Below are 26,333 nucleotides of genomic sequence, written 5' to 3'. Positions count from 1 at the left end.
CGCTCGCCGAGGCTCGCTCATGCCAGCCCTCCTGTGCTGCCGCTGGCGGGTGCTCCACCGTTGCCGTTGACGGCCGGTTCGGTGGCGAGCCCGAGCCCGCCGGAACGGCCTGCAGTGATCAGCTCGACCACCTGCGAGTGCGTGATGTCGGTGGTCCTCACCTGGGCGACCATCTGGCCGAGATAGAGCGCGGCGATCCGGTCGGAGACGGCGAAGACGTCGTTCATGTTGTGCGAGATGAGCACCACGGCCAGACCGTTGTCGGCCAGCCGGCGGACCAGTTCGAGCACCTGGGCGGTCTGCGCGACGCCGAGCGCGGCGGTCGGCTCGTCCAGGATCACCAGCTTGCTGTTCCAGAGCACCGCCTTGGCGATCGCCACCGTCTGGCGCTGGCCGCCCGAGAGGCTGGAGACGTGCTGGCGCAGCGACTTGACGGTGCGTACGGAGAGCCCGGCCAGGGTCTCTGCGGCCATCTGCTCCATGGTCGGCTCGTCCAGCACGATGCCGCTGCGCTTCTCGCGCCCGAGGAACATGTTCTGCACGATGTCGAGGTTGTCGCAGAGCGCGAGGTCCTGGTAGACGACCTCGATGCCGAGCGAGGCGGCGTCCCGGGGGCTGTTGATGTGCACCGGGCGACCGTCGAAGACGAACTCGCCGGAGTCGGTGGGATAGATGCCGCTGATGCACTTGACCAGGGTCGACTTGCCGGCGCCGTTGTCGCCGACGAGCGCGGTCACCTCGCCCGGGTAGGCGGCGAAGGCGACGTCGCGCAGGACCTGGACGGGACCGAAACTCTTGTCGATCCCGCGTAGCTCCAGCAGTGGGGTCGCGGACACGGGGTTCTCCTTAGGCACGGAGGGAGATCGGGGCCCGTCCAGCGGCGTCGCGCCGCCCGGCACGGGGTTGCCGTGCCGGGCGGCGCCGCCTTGGCGGGTGGGTCAGCTGATGCCCGCTTCGGTGCAGAGCTTGGCGAAGTCGGCGGTGCAGACCTCTTCCTTGGTCACGTAGCCGTCGGCGATGACGTCCTTGACGTTCTCCTTGTAGATCGCCTTCGGGGTGAGCAGGACGCTGGCCACGTCGCGGCCGCTCTCCGGGTCCTTGACCGTCTGGCCGGTCTCCTTACGCTCGCCCTTGGCCAGCCCGATGGCCAGCTCGGCGGCGGCGTCCGCCTCCTGCTTGACCGCCTTGTAGACGGTCATGCACTGGTCACCGGCGAGGATGTTCTGCAGACCCTGCGGGTCGGCGTCCTGGCCGGTCACCGGGACCTTGCCGTTGAGGTTGTTCTTCTTGAGCACCGAGATGGCGGCGTTGCCCAGGCCGTCGTTCGCGCTCAGCACGCCGTCGATCTTGCCGCCGGCCTTGGTGAGCTGCTGCTCGAAGATGGTGGCGGCCTGCGCGTTGTCCCAGTCCGGCACCGAGTCGTCGGCAGCCTGGGTGTACTCGCCCGAGTCGAACTTCGGCTTGAGGACCGAGTCGTACCCGTTCTTGAACAGGGTCGCGTTGTTGTCGGTCGGCGAGCCGTTCAGGTACGCGATCGCCGGCTTCTCCACCTTGGCGTCGGTGAGGCACTTGACGAGGCCCTCGCCCTGGAGCTTGCCGACCGCCTCGTTGTCGAAGCTGACGTAGTACTCCGCCGAGCCGCCGAGGGTGAGGCGGTCGTAGTCGATCGTGGCGACGCCCTGCGACTTGGCCTTGTCGAGCACGGCCTTGCCGGTGCCGGAGTCCAGGTTGACGATCATCAGCGCGGTGACGCCGCTGGTGATCATCTGGTCGGCGATGGTCTGGAAGGCGTTCTTGTCACCCTGGGCGTTCTGGATGTCGTACTGAACGTTGGCGGCTTTGAACGCCTCCTCCAGGAACTTGCGGTCCGCGCTCTCCCACCGGACCGAGGACTTGCTGTCCGGCAGGATCACCCCGATCTTCGGGGTCTTGTCGGAACCGGCCTGGTCGCCGCCGGAGTCGTCGCCGCAGGCCGTCAGGGAGCCGAGGGTCAGGAGACCCACAGCGCCGACGGCGAGGAAGCCCTTGCGCATCTGCAGGGTCCTTTCGAGGGTGGGGGAAGGTATCGGTGTTTGTTTTGTTGTGTCCGGCAACGTATTTCCCCCCACCCGCCAGCACAAGAGTGCGATGGCGATGAGTTTGTTGTCGGCGGTAACAATTCAGCAACGCCGACGACACCCGCCCGGTACGAAGCCGAACGACGGCGGGTGAGTGCGCAGGTGGAGTGCGGTCAGCCGGTGGTCAGCGCGGCGGTGCGGGCCTCGGTGAGCGCCACGAGATCCGTGGGCGCCAATTCCACCTGGAGACCCCGGCGACCGGCCGACACGTACACGGTGGGGTGGGCCAGGGCGGACTCGTCGAGCACCGTCGGCAGCCGCTTGCGCTGGCCGAGCGGACTGATGCCACCCCGCACGTACCCGGTGGCACGCTCGGCCACCGCGCGGTCGGCCAGCGCCGCCCGCTTGCCGCCCACGGCGGCGGCCAGCGCCTTGAGGTCCAGCTCGCCGGTGACCGGCACCACCGCCACGGTCAGCGCACCGTCGACCTCGGTGACCAGGGTCTTGAAGACCCGCTCCGGCGCGACCGCGAGCGCCGCGGCGACCACCGCGCCGTAGTTGGCAGCGTCCGCCGGCACGTCGTACGGGTGGGTGCGGTGCGTGATCCGCCGCTTCGCCAGCAGCGCGATCGCCGGCGTACCCCGTCCCGCCATGCCCGCCAACCTAGTCCTGTCCTCCACGGATCAGGGGACCGGCTGGCAGACCAGCACCGTCGGAGCGTCGGCGACCCGGGTCAGCACCAGGCTGGCCGGCTGGTCACCGGCCAGCCGCAGGTCACGCCGGAGCCGTTCCGGTTCCAGCGCGGAGCCCCGCTTGAGGATCTCCACCCGACCGACCCGGCGTTCCCGCAGCAGCGCCCGCAGCCGCTTGAGCGAGAACGCCAGCACGTCGGTCACCTCCAGACACCGGGCGTACGGGGTGGGGGTGGCCCGGTCGGCGTAGAGGTAGGCGATGCTCGGGTCGGCCAGCGAGGCGTCCAGGTCTTCGGCCAGCTCGGCGACCAGGTGCGCCCGCACCACCGCCGAATCCGGGTCGTAGACGAACCTGCGTACCGGCCCGACCGGCGCCCGCGCCGTTCCCGACCCGGTGAGCTGATACACGCGCGGCCCGTCGCCGGGATGTAAGGAGGGGACCCCTGCTATGCACGAGGCGTTAGCAGGGGACCCCTCCTTGCACACGGTCGCGCGGCGCGGGTGCTCGGCGAGCGGGCCGCACCAGAGGGCCGCCTCGACCAGGTCGCCGTCGACGCCGACCCACTCGGCCTCGGCACCGGCCGGGATCAGGGCGTGGTCGAGACCCGGCGCCACCTTCACCACCGTGCGCGGCACCCGTCCGGCGAGCCCGACGACGAAGTCCCAGGGCGGCGAGTACGCGTTCGGGTCGAAGATCCGGCGACCGGTGCCGGCCCGACGACGCGCCGGATCGCAGAAGACCGCGTCGACCCGGGTCACGTCGAACGTGGTGGCGTCGCCGCACTCGACCGTGACGAGGTCGGCCAGGCCGGCAGTGTGAGCGTTCGCCTCGGCGAGCGCGGCGGTGAGCGGGTCGGCCTCCACCGCGTACACCCGGATGCCGGCGCGAGCGGCGGCCAGCGCGTCGGCGCCCAACCCGCACCCCAGATCCGCCAGGGTGCCCACCCCGGCGGCCCGCAGTCGTCGCGCCCGGCGTTCCGCGACGACCCACCGGGTGGCCTGCTCCAGACCGGGCCGGGTGAAGAACATGCCGCTCGCCTCCGGCCCGAACTTGCCGGTGGCGCGGCGGCGCAACTCCGCCTGGGTCAGTGCCGCCGCCGCCAGTCCGGCCGGCACCCCGGCGGCGCGGAGCGTGGCCGCCGCGTGCAGTGGGTCGCCGCCGGCCACCCGCCCCGCCGCGTCGAGCGCAGCCGACCCCTCGTCGGTACGCAACGCGGCAAACTGCTCCAGATCCACCCGCCCATTGTCCGGGCCGCCACCCGTCCCCGCCCCGGCCGCCCCCGCCCGGCGCTCTCCTGTTCATGATCGTGCTCGATCCAGGATCGAGTGGTCTCGCGGTCGCCTGGATACCACTCGATCCTGGATCGAGCGGCTGCGGGCGGTCGACGGGTTCCTCGCGGAGGCAGGTGACCTCGACACCGTTCGCGGCATCTCGTCCGCCCGCCGATCATGCAGCAGCCCGCCCATCGCCCGTCGATCATGGAGTCGTGGCTCGTGCAAATGCCCTGGATCAGGGCGTTTCGTCGACCACAACTCCATGATCGACGAGGCGGGCGGGCGGCGGCGGGGCGGCGACGGGGCGGCAAGCCACGAGGCGGCGGGACGGCGGAGCTGCGAGGCGGCGGGGCGGCGGCAGGGCGATGGGACGGCGGGGCGACGGCGGGGCCACGAGGCGACGGGCGACGGCAGGGCCACGGGGCGACTGCCGGACCAACCACCTGGGCCAGCACCGGAGGCGACATGGCGGCGAGGCCACAAGGCCGCGAGGCCGCAGGGCCACGATGTGACAAGGTGGCGGGGCCGCAAGGCGGTGGCGCCACGAGGTGACGAGGGGGCGGGGCGCGTTGTGGGTGGTGGAGGGGCGACTACGGCGGCGTTTGCTGTGGTCGACGCCGACGCCGACGCCGACGCCGACGCCAGCGTCAGCGCCCGGGTGTGGGTGTGGGGGTGGTCAGCGGGTGGAGTGGTGGGTGGTGACGAAGGCGTGCCAGGCGGCCGGGGTGAAGGTGAGCGCCGGGCCGGTCGGGTCCTTGCTGTCGCGTACGGCGACCACGCCGGTCAGGTTGTCGGCCACCTCGACGCAGGCACCGCCATTTTGATTGCTGCGGGAGGACTTGCGCCAGGCGGCACGGGTCAGGTCCATGAGTTCGCCACTTCCTCGATCAGGCGGGCGGACTGCCGGCGCGGCAGCGCCTCACCGGCCACAGTCTCCCAACGCCGTCCGAGGCTGGCAAGCTCGTTTGGGCTGTCCACGGTGTGCCCCCGGAGTTGGTTGTCCAGGTGGGCCACCTCGGTGCCGTCGACGAGCCGGGCCAGCACGAACGGCCCGGCAAGCCCGCCGTACCACGGGGTCTCGGTCGGCACGATCCGTACCTGGACGTGCGAATGGTCGGCGAGGGCGCGCAGGTGCTCCAGTTGCTCGCGCATGGTCGTGGGCTCGCCCACCTGTCGGCGCAGCGCCTGCTCGTCGAGCACCGCGACGAGCTGTGGCGGCTCCTCGCGGGCGAGGATCTCCTGCCGCGCCATCCGGGCCAGCACCCGCTTCGCGATCTGCTCGTCGGTCAGCGGCGGCCCGACCCGCAACATCTCCCGCGCGTACGCCTCGGTCTGGAGCAGCCCCGGCACCACCGGCGGGTCGTACCAGCGCAGCGCGACGGCCTCCCGCTCGATCTCGCCCCACGGCCGGAACCAGTCCGGCTCGGCGTTCAGCCGGATCAGCTCCAGCATCCCGACGAAGAGTCCGCCGGTCTCCAGCACCTTGTCGAACCGGGCCAGGTAGTCGGCGCTGAGCTGGTTCTGCCCGGTCTCCATCGCGCTGATCGACGACGGAGCGTAGTTGACCATCTTGCCCAGTTCCTCCTGGCTGAGCCCGCGCAGCTTGCGGGCCCGGCGCAGTTGGTCGCGCAGGAAATCCAGGGTTGGCATGTCCGCCATCTGTCCGCCCTCCGTCACGTAGTCGCGCCGGAGAGTAAGGGTCGGTCGTTCGGTGGGGAAGCGAGTGTCGGCGTGTTGCGGTCAACCGTGGCGAACGCTGGCACAAGAGCGGCAGAAGAGTGGGGAGGAGTGGCGACACGAGGTGGGGAGTTGGCACTCTCCTTGACGGAGTGCTAGCCGAGGAATAACCTGCGATTAGCACTCTCACCCTGAGGGTGCCAACGTCCGGGCCCTGGTGCCCGGGGGTTGAACGCCAGGCGGACCGGCACCCGCGACGACGGCCCCGCCCGGTGGCATGTGGCAATTGACGCCGGTCGGCATGCCGATCGGTAACGAAACCAAGTACCCCAGGAGGGTATGCCCGTGACTACCGCGACCAAGGTTGCGATCAAGCCGCTCGAGGACCGCATCGTGGTCCAGGCGAACGAGGCCGAGACCACCACCGCCTCGGGCATCGTGATCCCCGACACCGCCAAGGAGAAGCCGCAGGAGGGCACCGTCCTCGCTGTCGGCCCGGGCCGGATCGACGACAAGGGCAACCGCGTGCCGATCGACGTCTCCGTCGGCGACACCGTCCTCTACTCGAAGTACGGCGGCACCGAGGTCAAGTACGCCGGCGAGGAGTACCTGGTGCTCTCCGCCCGCGACGTCCTCGCGGTCATCGAGAAGTAACCAACCGATCAGTGACGTTGCCCCGGTCCGGCTCGCCGGGCCGGGGCAACCTCGCGTCGAAGGGACATTCATGGCGAAGATCCTGAGCTTCTCGGACGACGCCCGGCACCTGCTGGAGCACGGTGTCAACGCGCTCGCGGACGCGGTCAAGGTCACCCTCGGGCCGCGCGGGCGCAACGTCGTCCTGGACAAGAAATTCGGTGCGCCGACGATCACCAACGATGGTGTGACCATCGCCAAGGAGATCGAGCTCACCAACCCGTACGAGAACCTCGGCGCGCAGCTGGTCAAGGAGGTGGCGACCAAGACCAACGACGTCGCCGGCGACGGGACCACCACCGCGACCGTGCTGGCCCAGGCCATGGTCCGCGAGGGCCTGCGCAACGTCACCGCGGGTGCCAACCCGGCCGGCCTCAAGCGGGGCATCGACGCGGCCTCCGCGAAGGTCTCCGAGGCGCTGCTCGGCAAGGCCGTCGAGGTCGCCGACAAGAAGGCCGTGGCGCACGTCGCGACGGTCTCCGCGCAGGACTCCACCATCGGTGAGCTGATCGCCGAGGCGATGGAGCGGGTCGGCCGCGACGGTGTGATCACCGTCGAGGAGGGCTCCGCCCTGCACACCGAGCTGGACGTGACCGAGGGTCTCCAGTTCGACAAGGGCTTCATCTCGCCGAACTTCGTCACCGACGCGGAGTCGCAGGAGTCCGTCCTGGAGGACGCGTACATCCTGATCACCACGCAGAAGATCTCGGCGATCGAGGAGCTGCTGCCGCTGCTGGAGAAGGTCCTCCAGAACAACAAGCCGCTGCTGATCGTCGCCGAGGACGTCGAGGGTCAGGCCCTGTCCACCCTGGTGGTCAACGCGATCCGCAAGACCCTCAAGGTCTGCGCGGTCAAGGCCCCCGGCTTCGGTGACCGCCGCAAGGCGATGCTCCAGGACATGGCGATCCTGACCGGCGCCGAGCTGGTCGCGCCCGAGCTGGGCTACAAGCTCGACCAGGTCGGCCTGGAGGTGCTGGGCACCGCCCGGCGCATCGTGGTCGACAAGGAGAACACCACGATCGTCGACGGTGGCGGGCAGGGCACCGAGGTCACCGACCGGGTCGCGCAGATCCGCAAGGAGATCGAGGCGTCGGACTCGGAGTGGGACCGGGAGAAGCTCGCCGAGCGGCTGGCCAAGCTCTCCGGTGGCATCGCGGTGGTCAAGGTCGGCGCGGCCACCGAGGTCGAGATGAAGGAGCGCAAGCACCGCATCGAGGACGCCATCGCCGCGACCAAGGCCGCGGTCGAGGAGGGTACGGTCCCCGGTGGCGGTGCCGCCCTGGCCCAGATCCTCCCGGTGCTCGACGACGACCTGGGCTTCACCGGTGACGAGAAGGTCGGCGTCTCGATCGTGCGCAAGGCGCTGGTCGAGCCGCTGCGCTGGATCGCCCAGAACGCCGGCCACGACGGTTACGTGGTGGTGCAGAAGGTCGTCGCCGCCGAGTGGGGCACCGGCCTCGACGCCGCCGTCGGCGAGTACGTCGACCTGGCCAAGGCGGGCATCATCGACCCGGTCAAGGTGACCCGCAACGCGGTCACCAACGCCGCGTCGATCGCCGGTCTGCTGCTCACCACCGAGAGCCTCGTGGTGGACAAGCCGAAGGAGGCGGAGCCCGCCGCCGGTGGTCACGGCCACGGCCACGGGCACGGCCACCAGCACGGCCCGGGTTTCTGACCCGAGGAGTACGTGGACGCGGGGCGCATCGTCGACGACGGTGCGCCCCGCGTGTGTTCCGGCCCGGTCACGCCGGGTCGAGGTGACTACCGGTCGGGCGTCCGGTCGGAAACACTGGACCGGTGAGCAGTACGACTCCCCGGTACGCCGCCCTGGCCGGTGTCGCCGCCGCAGCGGCGGCCATCGGTGCCGCCGAAGTGGTGGCGGTGCTGACCGGCCCTCGTTCCGCCCCGCTGGTGGCCGTCGGTGGGCTGGTCGTGGACGCCGCCCCCGAGCCGGTGAAGCGGTTCGGCATCGCGGTCTTCGGCACGTACGACAAGATCGCCCTGCTGGTCGGGACGGCATTGCTGCTGGCCGCCTTCGCCGCCCTGCTGGGTGTGCTGGCCGTCCGCCGTCTGGTGGTCGGCCTGGCCGGTATCGCGGCGTTCGCCGCGCTGGGTGCCGGTGCGGCGCTGACCCGGGCCGGCGCGGACGGCCTGGACGCGCTGCCGTCGCTGGTCGGCGCGCTGGTCGGCGGCGTGACGCTCTGGGCGTTCGTCGCCGGTCCGCTGGAACTCGACCCGTGGCCCTGGTCCCCGCCGACCGAGCAGCGTCCACCCGGCCCGGGGGAAGTCGAACCGCCACGCGCGCCCGGCCCGGGCCAAGCGGGAGCGCTGCGCGCACCTGAGCCGGCCGGGACCGGACCCCAACGTCCACCCGCGCCGGACGGGGCAGGGGCGCGGCGGAGTACCGACCCGGAGTCGCGGCGACGGTTCCTCACCGGTGTCGGCGCGGTGCTCGGGGTGGCCGTCGTCGGCGGTGCGGCTGGGCGGTGGTGGGCCGGTCGACGTGGTGTCGCCGACGCACGGGCGGCGATCAGGCTGCCCGCCCCGGTCTCCGCCGCGCCGCCGCTGCCCGCCGGTGTCGACCTTCAGGTGCCGGGCCTGGCGTCCTTCGTCACCGAGAACCGGCGCTTCTATCGCATCGACACCGCACTCGTGGTGCCGCAGGTGGATCCGGAGACGTGGCGGCTGCGCATCCACGGCCGGGTGCGCAACCCGGTGACGCTGAGCTTCGCGGACCTGCTGGCCCGGCCGATGGTGGAGCGGTACGTCACCCTGGCCTGCGTCTCCAATGAGGTCGGCGGCGACCTGATCGGCAACGCGCGGTGGCTCGGCGTGCCGCTCCGGGAACTGCTCGACGAGGTGCAGCCGCTCGACGGCGCGGACCAGGTGGTCGGGCGCTCGGTGGACGGCTGGACCTGCGGCACCCCGACGGCGGTGCTGCGGGACGGGCGGGACGCGTTGCTCGCCGTCGGCATGAACGGCGAACCGCTGCCGGTGGCGCACGGATTCCCCGCCCGGATGGTGGTGCCCGGCCTGTACGGCTACGTGTCGGCGTGCAAGTGGATCACCGAGCTGGAGTTGACCAGTTTCGCCGACTTCGACGCGTACTGGGTGCCTCGGGGCTGGTCCGCCGAAGGGCCGGTGAAGACGCAGTCGCGGATCGACACGCCCCGTCCGCGCCACCGTCCGGCCGCCGGCCCGGTCACCGTGGCCGGGGTGGCGTGGGCGCAGCACCGGGGCGTACGCCGGGTCGAGGTACGCGTCGACGGTGGACCCTGGCAGGAGGCGGAGTTGGTGCCGACCGCCTCGGTGGACACCTGGGTGCAGTGGTCCTGGCGGTGGGAGGCGACGCCCGGCGAGCACACGCTCCAGGTCCGGGCGACGGACCGCGCCGGCGAGACGCAGACCGGGCAGCGTCAGGCGGTGGCACCGGACGGCGCGACCGGCTGGCACTCGGTCACCCTGACGGTCGAGTGACGCACAGACCGACGCCGCGCTTCCGGGGGGCGGGAGCGCGGCGTCGGGGGCGTTCGGTCAGGCGACGTTGCGTTGGGGCGGGAGGGCCGCCCGGTGGGAGCTGCCCAGTCGGGCCTCCAACCGGTTGACGTCGACCCGGCTCTGCCGACGGTCGGCGAGGTCCTCCCAGCCGACCGCGAGCAGGCGCAGCCGCTCCGACTCGCTGAACCCACCCCACACGCCGTACGGCTCCCGCACGGCCAGCGCGTGGGCGGCGCACTCGGCGCGCACCGGGCAGGCGCGGCAGACGTTCTTGGCGGAGGACTCCCGCCGGAGCCGGGACGATCCGCGCTCGCCGTCGGGGTGGAAGAACTGGGCGCTGTCGCGGCCACGGCAGGAGCCGAGCCGCTGCCAGTCCCACAGGTCGATGATGGGTCCGGGCAGTCTACGTACGTTCGACATCTGCACCCCTCCTCTCGCGCGGCACCGCGAGATACTTCGTGGCCGGCTGTCCGGGCGGCGGGCCGCGCAGGCGCACCGTTCCCGGCCTGAGCCCCTCGGTACCCAGCCCCCTCTCGGCTCACACGTGTGTGATCCAAAACCTTTGGCAGATTGGGGCATATGCCCTATCTGTCGGAAAAGTTGGAAGAGTTGCCGGGAACCTCCTCCCGACCCCACCCGGTCATGGTCTGCTCGTGTGCGGAGAGGAGATCACAGTGCGTACGGTTCTCGTGTGCGTTCGGACGCCGCTCGCGGCGCAGCACCTGACCTCCGCGGCAGCGCGGTTGGGACTGTCGGGTGCGGTCCGGACGGCGGTCTCCGATCCGGAGGTGATGTTGCGGCTCGCCGAGCGCCCCGCCGACGTGGTGCTCGCCGACACCGCCATCACCCGGCCCGACAGCGCCGGCTTCGTCCGCCGGGTCCTGGCCCGCGCGCCGCAGGCCAGCGTGCTGCTGCTCGGCGCGGAGGAGTCCGAGGCGGCGGCGGCAACCATCAGCGCCGGTGCGCGCGGACTGATCCAGGGCGTGGACCACGATCTCACCAGCGCGGTCGCCAAGGCGCTGCTGCTGCTGGCCGCCTCCGGTCGGGCCAACCGGCCCCGGATCGCCGACCCGGCACGGGACACCGCCGCTGTCGGCGGCCCCGGCCGCCCGGCCCCCGGCACCCGGCCCACCACCGGCGAGGCCGCGTCGGCCTGGCCGGGCGGTGACGCCGCCGGTGGCCCGGCGATGGTGCCGGTGCAGCGGGGTGACGACCCGGCCGAGCCGGACGCCGCTCCCGAGACCGGCAAGGCCGCCCCGGCGCGGGCCGACCGGTCCACCGTCGGCCTCACCGAACGGGAACTCCAGGTGCTGCTCGGCATGGCCGAGGGCAAGAGCAACGCCGAGATCGGCCGCGAGCTGTTCGTCTCCGAGGACACCGTGAAGACCCACGCCCGGCGGCTGTTCCGCAAGCTGGGCGCCCGGGACCGGGCACACGCGGTGGCCGCCGGCTTCCGGGCCGGCCTGGTCGCCTGACACCGACTGGTTAGCAGGGGCCCCCTGCTAACGCCTGGTGTATAGGAAGGGCCCCCTCCTTACCGGCCATCGGACGGCGGCTACGGCCCGGCGGCAGGCGGCGCGGCTCAGTCCCGGCCGGTGGGCTCGTCCTCGGTGCCCTCGCTGAGGGTGTCGTGCACGCCGTCGGCGTACCCCCGGGCGTAGTCCCAGGTGACGTAGTGGTCCGGGTCGGGGTCGTAGGCCGGCTCGTGCACCCGGGGACGGCCCGAGCTGAGCAGGTGACGCAGGTTGCCCCGGAGCAGGTCCCAGTCGAAGTAGTGCGGCTCCCGGCAGTCCTCACACTCGATGACGAGCCCGCGTACGCCGATCGGCGCCAGCAGCGCCTGGTAGATCTCCAGATCGGCGAGGTCTTCCAGCACGTCCTGACGTTCGACGTCGGTCAGCGGGTCGAGCGGGGCGTCGCGACCGGGGCCGTCCAGATCGGCCGACGGGTCGGTCGGATCGCCGGTGAACGGGTCGATGGGCTCGTCGTGCACCCCCTCACCGTAGACCCAAGGCACGTCGGACGCCTGTCCCCCTTCGCGCAAGCCGACGTACCCCGCTGAGGTCGTCGCCACCCCGCCGCGCGGACCGCCGGACGCGGGTGTGGCCCCGGCCACTGGGTACGATGGGGCTGACGCACCCTCGCCCGGCGCTCGCCGGTGCCCACCCGTGCCACCTCGCTGAAGCCCCGTTCGACCAGCTCAGGAGAGCAATCGTGGAGAATTCGCCTCGTTCCGACCTATTCGCTGGCGCCGAGGGTGGCGAGCTGGGCGGCCATCTGCCCGAGCTGCCGGCCGGCTCCGCCCGGGTGGTGCCGTTGGGGCTGACCTTCGACGACGTGTTGCTCCAGCCCGGCGAGTCGGACGTGGTGCCGAGCCGGGTGAACACGGTCACTCGGCTGACCCGCAACGTGACGCTCTCCATCCCGCTGCTCTCCAGCGCGATGGACACCGTCACCGAGGCGCGGATGGCGATCGCCATGGCCCGCCAGGGCGGCATCGGCGTACTGCACCGCAACCTCTCGGTCGAGGACCAGGCGCTCCAGGTCGACCTGGTCAAGCGCTCCGAGTCCGGCATGATCACCAACCCGGTGACCGCCAGCCCGGACGACACGCTGCGCGAGGTGGACCAGCTCTGCGGGCGCTACCGCATCTCCGGTGTGCCGGTGGTGGACGGACAGGGCCAGCTCGTGGGCATCGTCACCAACCGCGACATGCGCTTCGTCTCCGACCCGGCCACCCCGGTGCGCGACATCATGACCCGCGCGCCGCTGGTCACCGCCTCGGTCGGGGTGAGCAAGGAGGACGCGCTCGACCTGCTGCGCCAGCACAAGGTGGAGAAGCTGCCGATCGTCGACGGCTCCGGCAAGCTGCGCGGGCTGATCACCGTCAAGGACTTCACCAAGAGCGAGCAGTACCCGAGCGCCACCAAGGACGACGCGGGCCGGCTGCGGGTGGCCGCCGCGATCGGCGTGGGCGAGGACTCGTACAAGCGGGCCCGCGCGCTCGTCGACGCCGGGGTCGACGTGATCATCGTGGACACCGCGCACGGGCACCAGCGCGCCGTGCTGGAGATGGTCAGCCGGCTCAAGAAGGACGTCGCGATCGACATCGTCGGCGGCAACGTGGCGACCTACGCCGGTGCGAAGGCCCTGGTCGACGCCGGTGCCGACGGGGTCAAGGTGGGCGTCGGCCCGGGTGCCATCTGCACCACCCGGATCGTGGCCGGCGTCGGCGTGCCGCAGATCACGGCGATCATGGAGGCCGCCCGGGCCGCCCGCCCGGCCGGTGTGCCGGTGATCGGCGACGGCGGAATTCAATACTCCGGCGACATCGCCAAGGCGCTGGTCTCCGGTGCCGACACGGTGATGCTCGGCAGCCTGCTGGCCGGCTGCGAGGAGAGCCCGGGTGAGCTGATCTTCGTCAACGGCAAGCAGTTCAAGGCGTACCGCGGCATGGGTTCGCTCGGCGCCATGCAATCCCGGGGCCAGGCCAAGTCGTACTCCAAGGACCGTTACTTCCAGCAGGACGTGACCAGCGACGAGAAGCTGGTCCCGGAGGGCGTCGAGGGCCAGGTTCCCTACCGTGGGCCGCTCGCCCGGGTGGCCCACCAGCTCGTCGGCGGCCTGCGGCTGGCGATGGGGTACGCGGGCGCGGAGAGCATCGTCGAGCTGCACGAGCGCGGTCAGCTCATCCGGATCACGGCGGCCGGGCTCAAGGAGAGCCACCCGCACGACATCCAGATGACCGTCGAGGCCCCCAACTACCACACCCGCTGACACCCCCCCCTCCACCCCCGAAGACATCTGGAGTCCCCATGCGTGACGTGGTCGAGATCGGGCTGGGCAAGACCGCGCAGCGCGGCTACCACCTGGACGACATCGCGATCGTGCCGAGCCGCCGCACCCGGGACGTCGACGACGTCTCCACCGGCTGGCAGCTCGACGCGTACCAGTTCGGCATCCCCTGTGTCGGGCACCCCTCGGACGCGACGATGAGCCCGGCCTCGGCGGTCCGGCTCGGCGAACTGGGCGGTCTCGGCGTGCTCAACGTCGAGGGGCTGTGGACGCGGTACGAGAACCCGGCCAAGGTGCTGGAGGAGCTGTCCGACCTCGGCGAGGACGCCCGCGCCACCAAGCGCCTCCAGGAGGTGTACGCCGAGCCGATCCGCCCCGACCTGATCACCGAGCGAGTTCGCGAGCTGCGGGAGGGCGGCAGCACGGTGGCCGTCCGGGTGTCCCCGCAGCACACCCTGGCGTTGGCTCCGGTCATCCTCGACGCGGGCGTCGACCTCCTGGTCATCCAGGGCACGATCGTCTCGGCCGAGCACGTCTCGACCACCGACGAACCGCTCAACCTCAAGGAGTTCATCGCCGACCTCGACCTGCCGGTCATCGTCGGCGGTTGCACCGACTACAAGACCGCGCTGCACCTGATGCGGACCGGTGCGGCGGGCGTGATCGTCGGCATCGGCGGGGACGAGTGGTCCACCACCGAATCGGTGCTCGGCATCCGGGTGCCGATGGCCACCGCGATCGCCGACGCCGCCGCGGCCCGCCGGGACTACCTGGACGAGACCGGTGGCCGGTACGTGCACCTGATCGCCGACGGCGACATCCGTACCTCCGGCGACATCGCCAAGGCACTCGGGTGCGGTGCCGACGCGGTGATGCTCGGCGAGCCGCTGTCGCTCTGCGCCGAGGCGCCGGCCGGTGGGGCCTGGTGGCACTCGGCGGCCAGCCACCCGTCGCTGCCCCGGGGCGCGTTCGAGGTGGCCGGTGAGCCGCTGGGCTCGATGGAGCGGCTGCTGTTCGGCCCCGCCGATGAGCCCGACGGCCAGCTCAACCTCTTCGGCGGCCTGCGCCGCGCCATGGCCAAGTGCGGTTACCGCGACCTCAAGGAGTTCCAGCGCGTCGGCCTGGTCCTCGACCGCTGACGCTCCCTCCCGCCGCGCGCCCGCCGTCCCGTTGCTGCGTCGATCATGGAGTTGTGGCACGCGAGCTGTGCTGATTTCGCACGGTCCGCCACCGCCCCAACTCCATGATCGATCACCTGGGCGGCGGTAGGCTCTGGCGGATGAGCAGGGGTTCGGTGCGGCGGTGGCGGGCTGGCGTGGTGGCCGTGGTGGCCGCTGTGGGGCTGGTGAGCTGCACCGGTGACCGCGAACTCGCGGACCGGGACGGGTTCCGGGCGGGCAGCGTCGACCTGGCCGACCCGTACGTGCCGGGCAGCGGCAACGGCGGTTACGACGTGGACCACTACCGGTTGGTGGTGCGCTACGACCCGGCCGACGACCGGCTCACCGGCCGGGCCGAGGTCCGGGCCACCGCCACGCACGGGCTGTCCCGCTTCAACCTGGACCTGACCGGCCTGTCGGTCGACACGGTCACCGTGGACGGCGCACCGGCGCAGCACCGGCACGCCGACGGTGAGCTGACCGTCACCCCGCGCCGGGGACTTCCCGAGGGCAGCCGGTTCACGGTCGACGTGACGTACGCCGGGGTGCCGCAGCCGATCGCCGACAACGTGTTGGGCAGCGGCGGCTTCCAGCACACCGACGACGGCGCGATCGCGCTCGGCCAGCCCCGGTCGGCGTCGACCTGGTTCCCGGTCAACGACCACCCCTCCGACAAGGCCACGTACGACATCGAGGTGACCGTCCCGGACGGCCTCGCCGCGTTGAGCAACGGCGTGCCGGGGGAACGGACCAGCACCGACGGCTGGACCACCTGGCGGTGGGCCGAGCGGTCGCCGATGGCGAGTTACCTGACCACGCTGGTGATCGGTGACTACCGGGTCGAGACCGGCACCCACGGTGGCAAGCCGCTGGTCACCGCCGTACCGACCGGGATGCCCGCCTCCGGTCCGCAGGCCCGGTCACTGGCGCGCACCGGCGAGATCGCCGACTTCCTGGCCGGCCGCTTCGGGCCGTACCCGTTCGAGGCGTACGGCGGGGTGGTGGTCGACGACAGCCGCATCGGGTACGCGCTGGAGACGCAGTCCCGGCCGGTCTACGGGCCGGGCTTCTTCCGCGAGGGTGAACCGAACTACGCGGTGGTCGCGCACGAGTTGGCGCACCAGTGGTTCGGCAACAGCGTGGCGCTGGCCCGCTGGGGCGACATCTGGCTCAACGAGGGCTTCGCCAGCTACGCCGAGTGGCTGTGGGCGGAGCACGACGGTGGGCGTACCGCCCAGCGCAGCTTCGAAATCCAGTACGCCGACACCGACTGGTCGCGGCCCACTCTCGACCCCGGTCCGGGTCAGATGTTCAGCACCGCCGTCTACAAGCGCGGGGCGCTGGTGGTGCACGCGTTGCGGCGTACCGTGGGCGACGACGCCTTCTTCGAGATCCTGCGCTCCTGGACCACGGAACGCCGGGACAGCACCGCCACCACCAGCGACTTCGTCGCTCTGGCCGAGCGGGTCTCCGGGCGGTCGCTGGGCGCCTTCTTCGACACCTGGCTCACCGGCACCACCCCGCCCGGCCTGCCCTGACCGCCGAGCATGGGGCCCCGGTGGCCGCTCACGGCACGGTGAGCTTCGGGTGCTCGGCGAGGTACGCGTCCGCCCGTCCGGCGCGCAGCGCGGTCAGGAACCGGCGACCGACGGTGGTCAGTTCCTCGCCCCGGTACGCGCCGCCCCGGCCGACCGACGCCCCGGGCAGGCCGACCAGCGTGAGCGTCTCCGGTGACAGCGTGCTGAGCGCGTACGCGAACTCCACGATCCGCCGCCCGCCGACATAGACCATGGCGTCGCCGAGTGCGGCGACCACCTGCTCGACGCGCTGTGGTTGCCGGGCCAGGTCGTCGGCGAGGATCCTGCCGATCAGCGCCCGGACGAGTTGCTGCTGGTGGCGCTGCCGGGTGTAGTCGCCGCCGGGCAGGTAGCGCTGGCGTGCGTAGTCCACCGCCTGCCAGCCAGTGAGGTGCCGGTCGCCCGGCTCGTAGACCATCCTCGGCCCGACGTAGCCGCCGACGCCCGGGCCGGGTTGGCGGTGCTTGCCGTCCGGCTGGCGGTGCCGGGACACGACCCGCTGGTCGACCCGGATGTCCACCCCGCCGAGGCTGTCCACCAGCTTGTCGAAGCCGCCGAAGGTGAGCACCGCGCCCGCGTCGATGCGCAGTCCGGTGTACTCGCTGACGGTGCGGCGCAGCAACTCGTACCCCTGGGCCGGGTCGGGCTTGTTCGGCCGCCCCGGGACCCGGCTGCCGTTGCTCATCGCGTGGGTGAGTTTGGTCCGCCCGCCGCGGTAGTCGGCGGCCGGGAACGCCGGGATGTCCACCAGCAGGTCGCGGGGGAGCGAGAAGAGGTACCCCCGGGACAGTCCCGCCGGCACGTGCAGCACCAGGACGGCGTCGGCGTTCGGCTGCCAGCCGGGCACGCTGACCCGGGTGTCGATGCCGACCAGCAGCAGGTTGAGCGGGCCGGTGATGTCGGCGCCGGGCGGGGGTGTACTCGGGACGGGGCTGGGTGACGCGCTCGGCGAGGTGGCGACGTGGGTGGGCGCGGCGGTCGGCGCGCGGTCGTCGCCGACCGTCCGGGCCACCGCCACCGCGCCGACGGCCACCACCGCCACCGTGACCAGGCCGGCCACCGCCAGTGTCAGTCGTCTCCGGTCTCCTCCGAACGCCATCCCCCGCCTCCTCCTTGCGATGCCGGGCCGTCGCCGCGCGACGCACCGGGACTGCCTCCGACCGGTCCGCAGGCGTCCGGGACGGCGTCGTGGCACGCGTCGGGCCCACGGCGGTCGGGTGCGCTGCATGATGGCGCGAAAACCGCGCCTGGCGCGAGATCTACTCACGAGTAATGATGCCTGCATGCGGTACGACGTGGTCGTGATCGGGTCCGGCTTCGGTGGCAGCGTCGCCGCGCTGCGGCTGGCCGAGAAGGCCTACTCGGTCGGCGTGCTGGAGGCCGGCCGGCGGTTCGCCGACGACGAGTTCCCACGGACCTCGTGGCGGCTGCGCCGGTTCCTCTGGGCACCCCGGCTGGGCTGCTTCGGCCTGCAACGTCTCACCCTGCTGCGCGCCGCCGACCGCCGAGTCGGCGGCGGGGTGCTGGTGCTGTCCGGAGCCGGTGTCGGCGGCGGGTCGCTGGTCTACGCCAACACGCTCTACGAGCCGCTGGACGCGTTCTACGACGATCCCCAGTGGCGGAATCTCACGGACTGGCGCGCCGAGCTGGCCCCGCACTACGACCAGGCCAAACGGATGCTCGGGGTCACCGCGTACCCGCTGGTGACCCCGGCGGACCGGGTGATGCGGCGGGTGGCCGGGCGGATGGGGGTGGGGCACACCGTGCACGCCACCCCGGTCGGCGTGCACATCGGGCGGCCCGGTGAGTCGGTCGCCGACCCGTACTTCGGGGGTGCCGGTCCCACCCGCACCGGCTGTACGCACTGCGGCGCCTGCATGACCGGCTGCCGTCACGGCGCGAAGAACACGCTGGTCAAGAACTATCTCTGGTTGGCCGAGCGGCTCGGTGCCGAGGTGCACCCGCTGACCACGGTGACCGCGGTCCGGCCGGTCGAGGGCGGCTACCGGGTGCACACCGCACGCACCGGCTCCTGGCTGCGACGGGGGCGACAGGTGATCGAGGCCGACCAGGTGGTCTTCGCCGCCGGTGCGCTGGGCACCCAGCGGCTGCTGCACGAGATGCGGGCGGTCGGCGCGCTGCCCGGACTCTCACCCCGCCTCGGTGAGCTGACCCGCACCAACTCGGAGGCGATTCTCGGCGCCTCGATGTCCCGCCGGCAGGCCCGGGCGCGCGGGATCGACCTCACCGAGGGAGTGGCGATCACCAGTTCGTTCCACCCCGACCCGCAGACCCACGTCGAGCCGGTCCGGTACGGGCGGGGCGCGAACGCCATGGGGCTGCTCCAGACGCTGCTGGTCGAGGGCGGGCCGCACCGGGTCCGTCGCTGGGTGGGGCAGCTCGTCCGGCATCCCGGCCGGGCCGCGCGGATGCTCTCCGTACGCGGCTGGTCGCAACGCACCGTGATCGCGTTGGTCATGCAGGCGGTGGACAACTCGCTCACCACCCGGTGGCGGCGTGGTCCGTTCGGTGGCCGGCTGGTCTCCGGCCCCGGTCACGGCGCACCGAATCCGACCTGGATCCCCGCCGGTCACCGGGCCGCCCGACTGCTGGCGGAGGAGATCGACGGTACGCCGGGCGGCGCGCTGACCGAGCCGTTCGACATCCCGATGACCGCGCACATCCTGGGCGGTGCGGTCATCGGCGCGTCCCCCGCCGACGGGGTGGTCGACCCGTACCACCGGGTCTTCGGCCACCCGGGGCTGCACGTGCTGGACGGCGCCGCCGTCTCGGCCAACCTCGGGGTGAACCCGTCGCTGACCATCACCGCCCAGGCCGAACGCGCGACGTCGCTCTGGCCCAACCGGGGCGAGGTGGACCCGCGTCCACCGCTCGGCGCGCCGTACCGGCGGCTCGCGGCGGTCCGCCCGCACCGTCCGGCAGTGCCGCCCGGCGCACCCGCAGCGCTGCCCGACTAGGGCGGCTTCTGGCCGCCTCGGCGCCGGTGACGCGACGGTCGGTGGGAGCATGCAGGGCGCGGCCGGGCCGACCGGTGACTGTCGGTAGGCTTCGTGCACATGAGCCTGCCGCGCCCTGTCCTCGTGGTCGACTTCGGTGCCCAGTACGCCCAACTGATCGCCCGCCGGGTACGCGAGGCGAGGGTCTACTCCGAGATCGTCCCGCACACCATGCCCGTGGCCGAGATGCTGGCCAAGAATCCGGCCGCGATCATCCTCTCCGGCGGCCCGTCCAGCGTCTACGAGCCGGGCGCGCCGCAGGTGGACGACGGGTTGTTCCACACCGGCGTGCCGGTCTTCGGCATCTGCTACGGGTTCCAGGCGATGGCCCGCTCGCTCGGCGGCACGGTGGCCCGCACCGGCAACCGCGAGTACGGCGGCACCCCGCTGCGGCCCCGTCTGCTCGACCCGGGCGTGCTGCTCCGCGACCTCCCGGCCGACCTACCGGTCTGGATGAGCCACGGCGACTGCGTCACCGAGGCGCCCGAGGGCTTCACGGTGACCGCCGAGTCGGCCGGTGCGCCGGTCGCCGCCTTCGAGGACCTCGCCGGGCGACGGGCCGGTGTGCAGTTCCACCCCGAGGTGGGGCACACCGCGCACGGGCAGGAGATGCTGACCCGCTTCCTCTACGAGATCGCCGAAATCGAGCCGACCTGGACTCCCGAGAACATCATCGACGAGCAGGTGGCCCGGATCCGCGCGCAGGTGGGTGACAAGGAGGTCATCTGCGGTCTGAGCGGCGGGGTGGACTCCGCGGTCGCCGCCGCGCTGGTGCACCGGGCCGTCGGTGACCAGCTCACCTGCGTCTTCGTCGACCACGGCCTGCTGCGCGCGGGCGAGGCCGAGCAGGTCGAGAAGGACTACGTCGCCGCCACCGGCATCAAGCTCAAGGTGGTCGACGCGGCGGACCGGTTCCTCGGCGCGCTGGCCGGGGTGACCGACCCGGAGCAGAAGCGCAAGATCATCGGTCGGGAGTTCATCCGGGTCTTCGAAGCCGCGGCTCGGGAGGTCGCCGCGCACGGTGACGTCGAGTTCCTGGTGCAGGGCACCCTCTATCCGGACGTGGTCGAGTCCGGCGGCGGCACCGGCACCGCCAACATCAAGAGCCACCACAACGTCGGCGGGCTGCCCGAGGACCTCAAGTTCGCCCTGGTCGAGCCGCTGCGCACGCTGTTCAAGGACGAGGTCCGCACGCTCGGCCTCCAGCTCGGCCTGCCCGAGGCGATGGTCTGGCGGCACCCGTTCCCCGGTCCCGGCCTGGCCATCCGGATCATCGGCGCGGTTGACCGGGAGCGGCTGGACCTGCTGCGCCGGGCCGACTTCATCGCCCGCGAGGAGCTCAGCGCCGCCGGGCTGGACCGCGACGTCTGGCAGTTCCCGGTGGTGCTGCTGGCCGACGTGCGCAGCGTCGGCGTACAGGGTGACGGGCGCAGCTACGGTCACCCCGTGGTGCTGCGCCCGGTCTCCAGCGAGGATGCGATGACCGCCGACTGGTCCCGCCTGCCCTACGACGTGATCGCCCGGATCTCCACCCGGATCACCAACGAGGTCGCCGAGGTGAACCGGGTGGTCCTGGACGTCACCAGCAAGCCGCCGGGCACCATCGAGTGGGAGTGACCCCTCAGGCGGCCGGTCTCTCCGGCGGCTGAGGCGAGGTCCCGGGGGCCGGCTGCGGCCCGGCCTCGGGGCCCGGGAAGGGCCAGGCGGGGTGCGACGGACCACCGGCCGGTCCGGGCGGCGGCGCGGCGTAGGGCGGCGCGCCCGCCGGGTGCGGCCAGGCCGGGGCGTCGGCCGGCTCCTCGGGCATCAGGAACCACATGACGGGGTACGCGAGCGCGGCGATCCCGCCGGTCAGCAGCGTGCCGACGGCGAAGGCGACGCGGACCAGGGTGGGGTCGACGGCGAAGTACCGGCCGAGGCCGCTGGCCACACCGGCGATCATCCGGTCGGTGGTCGGGCGGCGCAACTGCTTGTACGGGGCCTGCGATGTGGAAGTCATGACTCCACGGTCCGCGTCGCGGCGCTCATCGACCTCGGTGATGGCCCGGAGCCTTACCCTGACCTGTCCCTCAGGGGCGAGTGATCAGTCAGCAATCCGACTCTTTTCCGCAGCGGTAACCGGACACGGGGAGAATTTGGCCCCGTGACCACCATGCTGGAGCCGCTGCGCAGGATCGCGGCATATGCAGTCTGTGCTGATTCGGTTGACCGAGTGTTGCTGGTCCGCGCATCGGAGCGCTCCGGCACACCCGGCACGTGGTCCCTGCCCGGTGGGGCTGTCGACCACGGCGAGGACCCCCACCACACCGTCGTCCGCGAGACGGCCGCCGAGACCGGACTGTCGGTGGCCGTGGCCGGCCTCCAGGACGTCCTGGCCGACATGCGTGCCCTGCCCGAGCGGGGCATCACCATCCACACCGACCGGCTGCTCTATCGGGTCTCGGTCCGGGGCGGCTCGTTGACCGACCGGGTCGACCGGCCGACCGACCTGGCCCGCTGGGTCACCCGGGAGGAGGCGCAGCACCTGCCGCTGCGCTCCTTCACGGCCCGCGCGCTGGGGCTGCCCGCCTCCTCGGCCGACATCGTCCCCGACGAGGCGCCGGAGTTCCCCTCCTTCTATGCGGTGCCCGGCCCGGACGGGCTGCACCGGGCGCAGCGCTTCGCCGCGTACGCCGTGGTCACCGACCCGGACGGGCGGGTGCTGCTGACCCGGGTCTCCGACGGGTATCCGGGTGCGGGCTGCTGGCACCTGCCCGGCGGCGGCACCGACTACGGCGAGCAGCCGGGTGCCGCGCTGATCCGGGAACTGGTCGAGGAGACCGGTCAGGACGGGCGGCTGGTCGAGTTGCTCGGGGTCGCCAGCCACCGGGACGCCGCCTCGCTCGGCCCGGAGGGCTACCCGATCGACTGGCACGGCGTCCGTGCCTTCTACCGGGTCGTGGTGGACAAGCCCGCCCCGCCCACCGTCGCCGACGTCGGTGGTTCCACCTGTGAGGCCCGCTGGTTCGCGCGGGAGGAGCTGGGTGCCCTGCCCTCCGACCGCCTCACCGAGGTCACGGCCGAGGCCGTGCAGGCGGCTCGGCTGACCTGACGCCTGACGCCTGACGCCTGACGATCCTGGCGCTGGCGGAACAGGCCGTAGGGTCGGGGGCGTGGAACAGGTGCGGCGGGTCGGGGCGTACGGGGTGCTGCGGGACGCCGAGCGGCGGGTGCTGCTGGTGCGGGGCTCGGCGGAGGCGGACTTCCCTGCGGTGTGGTCGCTGCCCGGCGGTGGCCTGGAGCACGCCGAGCATCCCGCCGACGCGGTGGTCCGCGAGGTCGCCGAGGAGACCGGCCTGACCGTCGAGGTGACGGGGCTGCGGGCGGTGGTCGCGGACGTGACGCCGTACCCGGACCTCGGGGTGGCCCTGCACACCGACCGGGTGCTGTTCGACGTGACCCCGCTGGGCGGGCGGTTGCGCGCCGAGCGGGTCGGCAGCACCGACCTCGCCCGCTGGTTCACCCCGGCCGAGGCGTCCGTGCTGCCGCTGCTGCCGTTCACCGCCGAGGCGCTCGGTCTGCCGGTGGTCCCGTTGCCACCGCAGGCGCTGCGCCGGACCGCGCCCTTCCCGCCTCCCGAGCCGCACCGTCGGCAGCGTTTCGGGGCGTACGGCGTGGTCACCGACCCGGCGGGTCGGGTGTTGCTGTCGTTGATCGCGGACGGCTATCCGGGTGCCGGCCGCTGGCACCTGCCCGGCGGCGGTACGGATCATGGCGAACAGCCGGTCACCGCGTTGCTACGGGAACTGGTCGAGGAGTCCGGACAACTGGGCCGGGTGACCGAGTTGATCGCAGTGGACAATCTGCACAATCCGGCCGCGCGGGGTCCGGAGGGCTATCCGCTCGACTGGCACGGGATCCGCGTCGTCTATCGGGTTCTGGTCGACCTTCCGACCGTTGCGGCGGTGACCGAACTGGCCGGCGGCTCGACCGCCGACTCTGCCTGGTTCACCGTTCCTGAGCTGCGAGAACTCCCGTTGACGGAGATCGCCTCCCGGGCGCTCGACGCGCTCGTGTGACGCGCGTCGCGTCGCTGCCCGGACCGCTGCTCACCAGGCCGGTGATGACCGGCTCCGGTACAGTCGAGGCAGGGCTGACAACAGAAAACGGGCAGGAAGTCCGAGATGGGAATAAGACGGCGGTTTGCGCGGTTGAGGCAGATATAAGTACCGCCGGTAGCTATCGCCAATCCCCGTCCCCCTATGCAATGGTGTACTCCGCAAAACGGCTGCCGGGTCGAAGAGACCCGGCACGAGAGAGCCGGACGCCGGCCCCAGGTGGCGGCCAACGATCCGGTGATGGAGGAAGCGTGCCGAGAGCCCCATGGCGCCGGCGTCGTACCACTGACAGCCCGCGTCCCGCCGGACGCAACTGGACGGGCCCGCTGCGCCGCAGCGGCAGTCTTGCCCGCCAGGTCCTGTTGGTCCGCGTCGGTCGTCGAGGTGTGGAGGGGGGCGGCACGGCTGACGTGCTGCCCGAGCCGAGGTACCAGGACCGCCCGCGTCGCCGGTACGGCCTGCAGCGGTTCCACCGCACCCGGATCGAGACAATCGCCCCGGTCAGCCCCGCCGTCGTGCCGGCTCCGGTCGAGGAGAGCGCCCAGACACCGATCCCGCTGCTCCCCGGCGAGCGGACGATGGCCCGGCGGATGAAGTTCGCCCTGGTCAACGCCTGCACACTGGCCAGCCTGGTGCTGGGCATCAACGCGATCTTCGTCGCCATGCGTGGCGACGTGCAACTGGCCGCCCTGCTGCTCATCGCCTGCGTCGCCTTCGACGGCCTGGACGGCGCGCTGGCGCGCAAGCTCGGGGTCTCCAGCCCCTTCGGCGCGCAGATGGACTCGCTCGCCGACATGTGCTCGTTCGGTCTCGCCGCGCCGGTGGTGGTCTACGCCTCGCTCGCCGGTGAGGTGCCGATGGCCGCCGCCGGGGTGGCCGCCGCACTGGTCGCCGCGTGCGCCGCGATCCGGCTGGCCCGCTTCAACGTCTCGCCCAAGGACGGCCGCTTCTTCTGCGGCGTGCCGACCACCATGGCGGCTGCCGTACTCGCCCTGATGGTCGTGATCGGCCTGCCGGTGCCGGGTGTGGTGCAGGTCGCCGGGGTGGCGCTGCTCGCCTTCACCATGGTCAGCAGCTTCCCGTACGCCAAGCTCGCGCGGCTGGTCAAGCTGCCGCCGTGGATCTGGGTGGCCCCGGTGCTCGGCGCGCTGATCGACATCCGGGTCACGTTCGGGCTGATCGTGGTGGGTTACCTGGTCAGCGGTCCGGTGCTCTGGCTCCGGCAGCGTCGCACCATCTGATCCTGATCGACCTCACGAACAGGGGCGCCGCAGTCGTGAAGACTGCGGCGCCCCTGTCTGTCGTCGGTCAGCGCCAGCGGGCGATGACGCTCGCCCCGCCGACGACCTTGTCGCCCGGCCCGACCAGCGGCTCGGCGGCATCTGCCGGCAGGTAGACATCGGTACGCGAGCCGAACCGGATCAGACCGAACCGCTCGCCCCGGGCCAGCAGCGCGCCGATCGGCGCCCGCTGCACGATCCGCCGCGCGATCAGCCCGGTCCGCTGGGCCACCACGACGGTGCCGTGCGCGGTGTCCAGCACCGTGTACGCGGCCACGTTGTGCTCCGCGTCCGGCTTCATCGCGTTGACGAACCCGCCGTCAGCGACGAAGTAGTCCACCACCTTGCCCGCCACCGGTGCGCGGTTGACGTGCACGTCGAGCACCGAGAGGAAGACGGCGACCCGCAGGAACTCGCCGTCGCCGAAGCGCTCGTCGTGCAGGCGCTGCACCGACAGCACCTCGCCGTCGGCGGCGGCCACCACGGCCGACGGATCCTCCGGCACGTCCCGCTGCGGGTCGCGGAAGAAGGCGGCCACGGGTGCGGCGGCCAGCGCGGGCAGCAGCCAGAGCTTCGACTTCGGCCGGGCCAGGCGGGTCAGGGCGGCGAGCCCGAGGGCGATGCCGGCGGCGGCCACGCCGTTGGAGTCGATGTGCATGTCGCGGGTCAGCGGCACGCTCGACGGCCGGTAGGCGGGGGCGAGGCGCTCCGCCGACGCGGCGTCGGCAGGCGTGAAGCGGAGCCGGTAGACGCGTACCGGCGGCGAGTTGCGCAGCACCAGATCGGCACCGACGCCGTGCAGTGCGCCCTGCCGCTCCAGTTCGGCGGCGGCGCCGGCGGTCCGGGCGACCGCCGTGGAGACGGTCAGCACCCCGCCGTCGGCCAGGTACTTGGTCAGCTCCTCGACGGCGCTCCGGGTCTCGTCCGCGGTGCCGACGAACGCCTCACCGGCGATCACCACGGTGGCGGGCTCGGCCTCGGTGAGGGTGTCCACCACCCGGACCCGGTCGGCGACCCAGCGCCCCTGGGCGGTGACGTGTTCCCGCAGCGCCGTCGCGCTGACCCGCTCGGTGGGCACCAGGGTGAGGGTGTCGCCGGGCAGCAGCGCGTCGATCGCCGCGGCCAGCACAGCGGACTCCGGGGCGGCGCCCACCAGCAGGGCGGCCTTCGGGTCGTTGATCCGAGCGAACTCGGCGACGAGGGTACGGGCGGCACGCTCGCCGAGGCGGACCGGACCGGACCGCCCGGGGACACGCACGGCGGGGGACTGGGTCATGTCGAACGGGCTCCTGACGAGGTAGAGGCGACTGTCGCGAGATCACCGCCAGCGGCGGGGCCGGGCCCGCCACGGACGGCCCGCGCGAGCCGGCGGCTAGCGCAGGACGCCCTGCGGCGTGGACCGGCCGACGGAGGCGGGAGCACACCGGCCAGCATAGGCCGCTGGCGACAAGCGTCGCATGGTCAGGCGGCGGGCCCTCGTGGCGACGGGGGCGACGTGTCGTCGGGGTGGGGGAG

The 26,333-nt window shown here is 72.3% G+C and carries 23 protein-coding genes; 12 read left to right on the top strand and 11 right to left on the bottom strand.

Translation table 11 applies throughout. From position 1 onward, the window contains the following. Positions 1 to 17 precede the first annotated feature (17 nt). From ACZ31C_RS07935 to ACZ31C_RS07910, 6 genes are all read right to left on the bottom strand, one after another. Complete coding sequence (locus ACZ31C_RS07935; protein WP_396741609.1) at positions 18 to 836, bottom strand: ATP-binding cassette domain-containing protein; 819 nt, start codon at positions 834 to 836, stop codon at positions 18 to 20. Between the two features lie 102 nt (positions 837 to 938). Continuing rightward, complete coding sequence (locus ACZ31C_RS07930; protein WP_465794653.1) at positions 939 to 2,033, bottom strand: sugar ABC transporter substrate-binding protein; 1,095 nt, start codon at positions 2,031 to 2,033, stop codon at positions 939 to 941. Between the two features lie 197 nt (positions 2,034 to 2,230). Further along, entirely contained in the window at positions 2,231 to 2,710 is a 480-nt protein-coding gene (gene ybaK, locus ACZ31C_RS07925) for a Cys-tRNA(Pro) deacylase (protein WP_465794652.1), read from the bottom strand. A 30-nt stretch (positions 2,711 to 2,740) separates the two neighbouring features. After that, entirely contained in the window at positions 2,741 to 3,985 is a 1,245-nt protein-coding gene (locus ACZ31C_RS07920; protein ID WP_465794651.1) for a THUMP-like domain-containing protein, read from the bottom strand. A 715-nt stretch (positions 3,986 to 4,700) separates the two neighbouring features. After that, positions 4,701 to 4,892 (bottom strand): DUF397 domain-containing protein, encoded by a 192-nt coding sequence (locus tag ACZ31C_RS07915; RefSeq protein WP_465794650.1) that lies wholly within the window; start codon positions 4,890 to 4,892, stop codon positions 4,701 to 4,703. After that, entirely contained in the window at positions 4,883 to 5,674 is a 792-nt protein-coding gene (locus tag ACZ31C_RS07910; RefSeq protein ID WP_465794649.1) for a helix-turn-helix domain-containing protein, read from the bottom strand. Before ACZ31C_RS07910 ends, ACZ31C_RS07915 begins: the two co-directional genes overlap by 10 nt. 366 nt (positions 5,675 to 6,040) lie before the next feature. On the opposite strand from ACZ31C_RS07910, the gene groES reads away from it, so the two are divergent. The 3 genes from groES (at position 6,041) to ACZ31C_RS07895 (ending at position 9,871) form a co-directional block, all read left to right on the top strand. Next, complete coding sequence (gene groES, locus ACZ31C_RS07905) at positions 6,041 to 6,355, top strand: co-chaperone GroES (RefSeq protein ID WP_089155197.1); 315 nt, start codon at positions 6,041 to 6,043, stop codon at positions 6,353 to 6,355. A 70-nt stretch (positions 6,356 to 6,425) separates the two neighbouring features. Further along, on the top strand, positions 6,426 to 8,069 hold the full coding sequence (gene groL / locus ACZ31C_RS07900; protein ID WP_350692777.1) for a chaperonin GroEL: 1,644 nt from the start codon (positions 6,426 to 6,428) through the stop codon (positions 8,067 to 8,069). 122 nt (positions 8,070 to 8,191) lie between these two features. Then, positions 8,192 to 9,871, top strand: a complete 1,680-nt coding sequence (locus ACZ31C_RS07895; protein ID WP_465794648.1) for a molybdopterin-dependent oxidoreductase — start codon at positions 8,192 to 8,194, stop codon at positions 9,869 to 9,871. Positions 9,872 to 9,928: 57 nt separating this feature from the next. On the opposite strand, the gene ACZ31C_RS07890 is transcribed toward ACZ31C_RS07895, so the two are convergent. Continuing rightward, entirely contained in the window at positions 9,929 to 10,312 is a 384-nt protein-coding gene (locus tag ACZ31C_RS07890) for a WhiB family transcriptional regulator (RefSeq protein WP_396741593.1), read from the bottom strand. 254 nt (positions 10,313 to 10,566) lie between these two features. On the opposite strand from ACZ31C_RS07890, the gene ACZ31C_RS07885 reads away from it, so the two are divergent. Beyond that, the gene (locus ACZ31C_RS07885; protein WP_449942904.1) at positions 10,567 to 11,367 is read left to right on the top strand and encodes a helix-turn-helix transcriptional regulator; all 801 of its coding nucleotides are present in this window, start codon (positions 10,567 to 10,569) and stop codon (positions 11,365 to 11,367) included. Positions 11,368 to 11,474: 107 nt separating this feature from the next. On the opposite strand, the gene ACZ31C_RS07880 is transcribed toward ACZ31C_RS07885, so the two are convergent. Beyond that, positions 11,475 to 11,885: a DUF5319 domain-containing protein gene (locus tag ACZ31C_RS07880; protein ID WP_465794647.1), complete on the bottom strand. Its 411-nt coding sequence runs from the start codon at positions 11,883 to 11,885 to the stop codon at positions 11,475 to 11,477. Positions 11,886 to 12,106: 221 nt separating this feature from the next. On the opposite strand from ACZ31C_RS07880, the gene guaB reads away from it, so the two are divergent. From guaB to ACZ31C_RS07865, 3 genes are all read left to right on the top strand, one after another. Then, positions 12,107 to 13,669: an IMP dehydrogenase gene (gene guaB / locus ACZ31C_RS07875; protein WP_350692768.1), complete on the top strand. Its 1,563-nt coding sequence runs from the start codon at positions 12,107 to 12,109 to the stop codon at positions 13,667 to 13,669. Positions 13,670 to 13,707: 38 nt separating this feature from the next. Beyond that, a complete protein-coding gene (locus ACZ31C_RS07870; protein WP_131053297.1) occupies positions 13,708 to 14,826 on the top strand; it encodes a GuaB3 family IMP dehydrogenase-related protein in 1,119 nt (372 codons plus the stop codon). Positions 14,827 to 14,966: 140 nt separating this feature from the next. Further along, on the top strand, positions 14,967 to 16,385 hold the full coding sequence (locus ACZ31C_RS07865) for a M1 family metallopeptidase (RefSeq protein WP_465794646.1): 1,419 nt from the start codon (positions 14,967 to 14,969) through the stop codon (positions 16,383 to 16,385). Positions 16,386 to 16,413: 28 nt separating this feature from the next. Here the strand turns inward: ACZ31C_RS07865 and ACZ31C_RS07860 are convergent, their stop codons facing one another. Then, positions 16,414 to 17,523: an LCP family protein gene (locus ACZ31C_RS07860; RefSeq protein ID WP_465794645.1), complete on the bottom strand. Its 1,110-nt coding sequence runs from the start codon at positions 17,521 to 17,523 to the stop codon at positions 16,414 to 16,416. A gap of 184 nt (positions 17,524 to 17,707) precedes the next feature. Here ACZ31C_RS07860 and ACZ31C_RS07855 point away from each other — a divergent pair, with 184 nt between their 5' ends. Together ACZ31C_RS07855 and guaA are read left to right on the top strand one after the other, a co-directional pair. Next, positions 17,708 to 19,402: an FAD-dependent oxidoreductase gene (locus ACZ31C_RS07855; RefSeq protein ID WP_465794644.1), complete on the top strand. Its 1,695-nt coding sequence runs from the start codon at positions 17,708 to 17,710 to the stop codon at positions 19,400 to 19,402. A gap of 99 nt (positions 19,403 to 19,501) precedes the next feature. Further along, on the top strand, positions 19,502 to 21,058 hold the full coding sequence (gene guaA, locus ACZ31C_RS07850) for a glutamine-hydrolyzing GMP synthase (protein ID WP_396741580.1): 1,557 nt from the start codon (positions 19,502 to 19,504) through the stop codon (positions 21,056 to 21,058). A gap of 4 nt (positions 21,059 to 21,062) precedes the next feature. On the opposite strand, the gene ACZ31C_RS07845 is transcribed toward guaA, so the two are convergent. Continuing rightward, on the bottom strand, positions 21,063 to 21,440 hold the full coding sequence (locus ACZ31C_RS07845; protein WP_465794643.1) for a PspC domain-containing protein: 378 nt from the start codon (positions 21,438 to 21,440) through the stop codon (positions 21,063 to 21,065). Between the two features lie 144 nt (positions 21,441 to 21,584). Here ACZ31C_RS07845 and ACZ31C_RS07840 point away from each other — a divergent pair, with 144 nt between their 5' ends. The 3 genes from ACZ31C_RS07840 to ACZ31C_RS07830 all read left to right on the top strand — a co-directional run bounded on the left by ACZ31C_RS07840 (position 21,585) and on the right by ACZ31C_RS07830 (position 24,779). Continuing rightward, on the top strand, positions 21,585 to 22,532 hold the full coding sequence (locus ACZ31C_RS07840) for an NUDIX hydrolase (protein ID WP_350692758.1): 948 nt from the start codon (positions 21,585 to 21,587) through the stop codon (positions 22,530 to 22,532). 61 nt (positions 22,533 to 22,593) lie between these two features. Further along, entirely contained in the window at positions 22,594 to 23,499 is a 906-nt protein-coding gene (locus tag ACZ31C_RS07835; RefSeq protein WP_465794642.1) for an NUDIX hydrolase, read from the top strand. 365 nt (positions 23,500 to 23,864) lie between these two features. Then, on the top strand, positions 23,865 to 24,779 hold the full coding sequence (locus ACZ31C_RS07830) for a CDP-alcohol phosphatidyltransferase family protein (protein WP_396742437.1): 915 nt from the start codon (positions 23,865 to 23,867) through the stop codon (positions 24,777 to 24,779). 67 nt (positions 24,780 to 24,846) lie between these two features. On the opposite strand, the gene ACZ31C_RS07825 is transcribed toward ACZ31C_RS07830, so the two are convergent. Beyond that, on the bottom strand, positions 24,847 to 26,094 hold the full coding sequence (locus tag ACZ31C_RS07825; RefSeq protein WP_465794641.1) for a phosphatidylserine decarboxylase: 1,248 nt from the start codon (positions 26,092 to 26,094) through the stop codon (positions 24,847 to 24,849). Between the last annotated feature and the right edge of the window lie 239 nt (positions 26,095 to 26,333).

The organism is Micromonospora sp. NPDC023869 (assembly GCF_055559695.1).
Note: the sequence above shows the minus strand (reverse complement) of the source record. Positions and strands in the feature narration are given on the sequence as shown.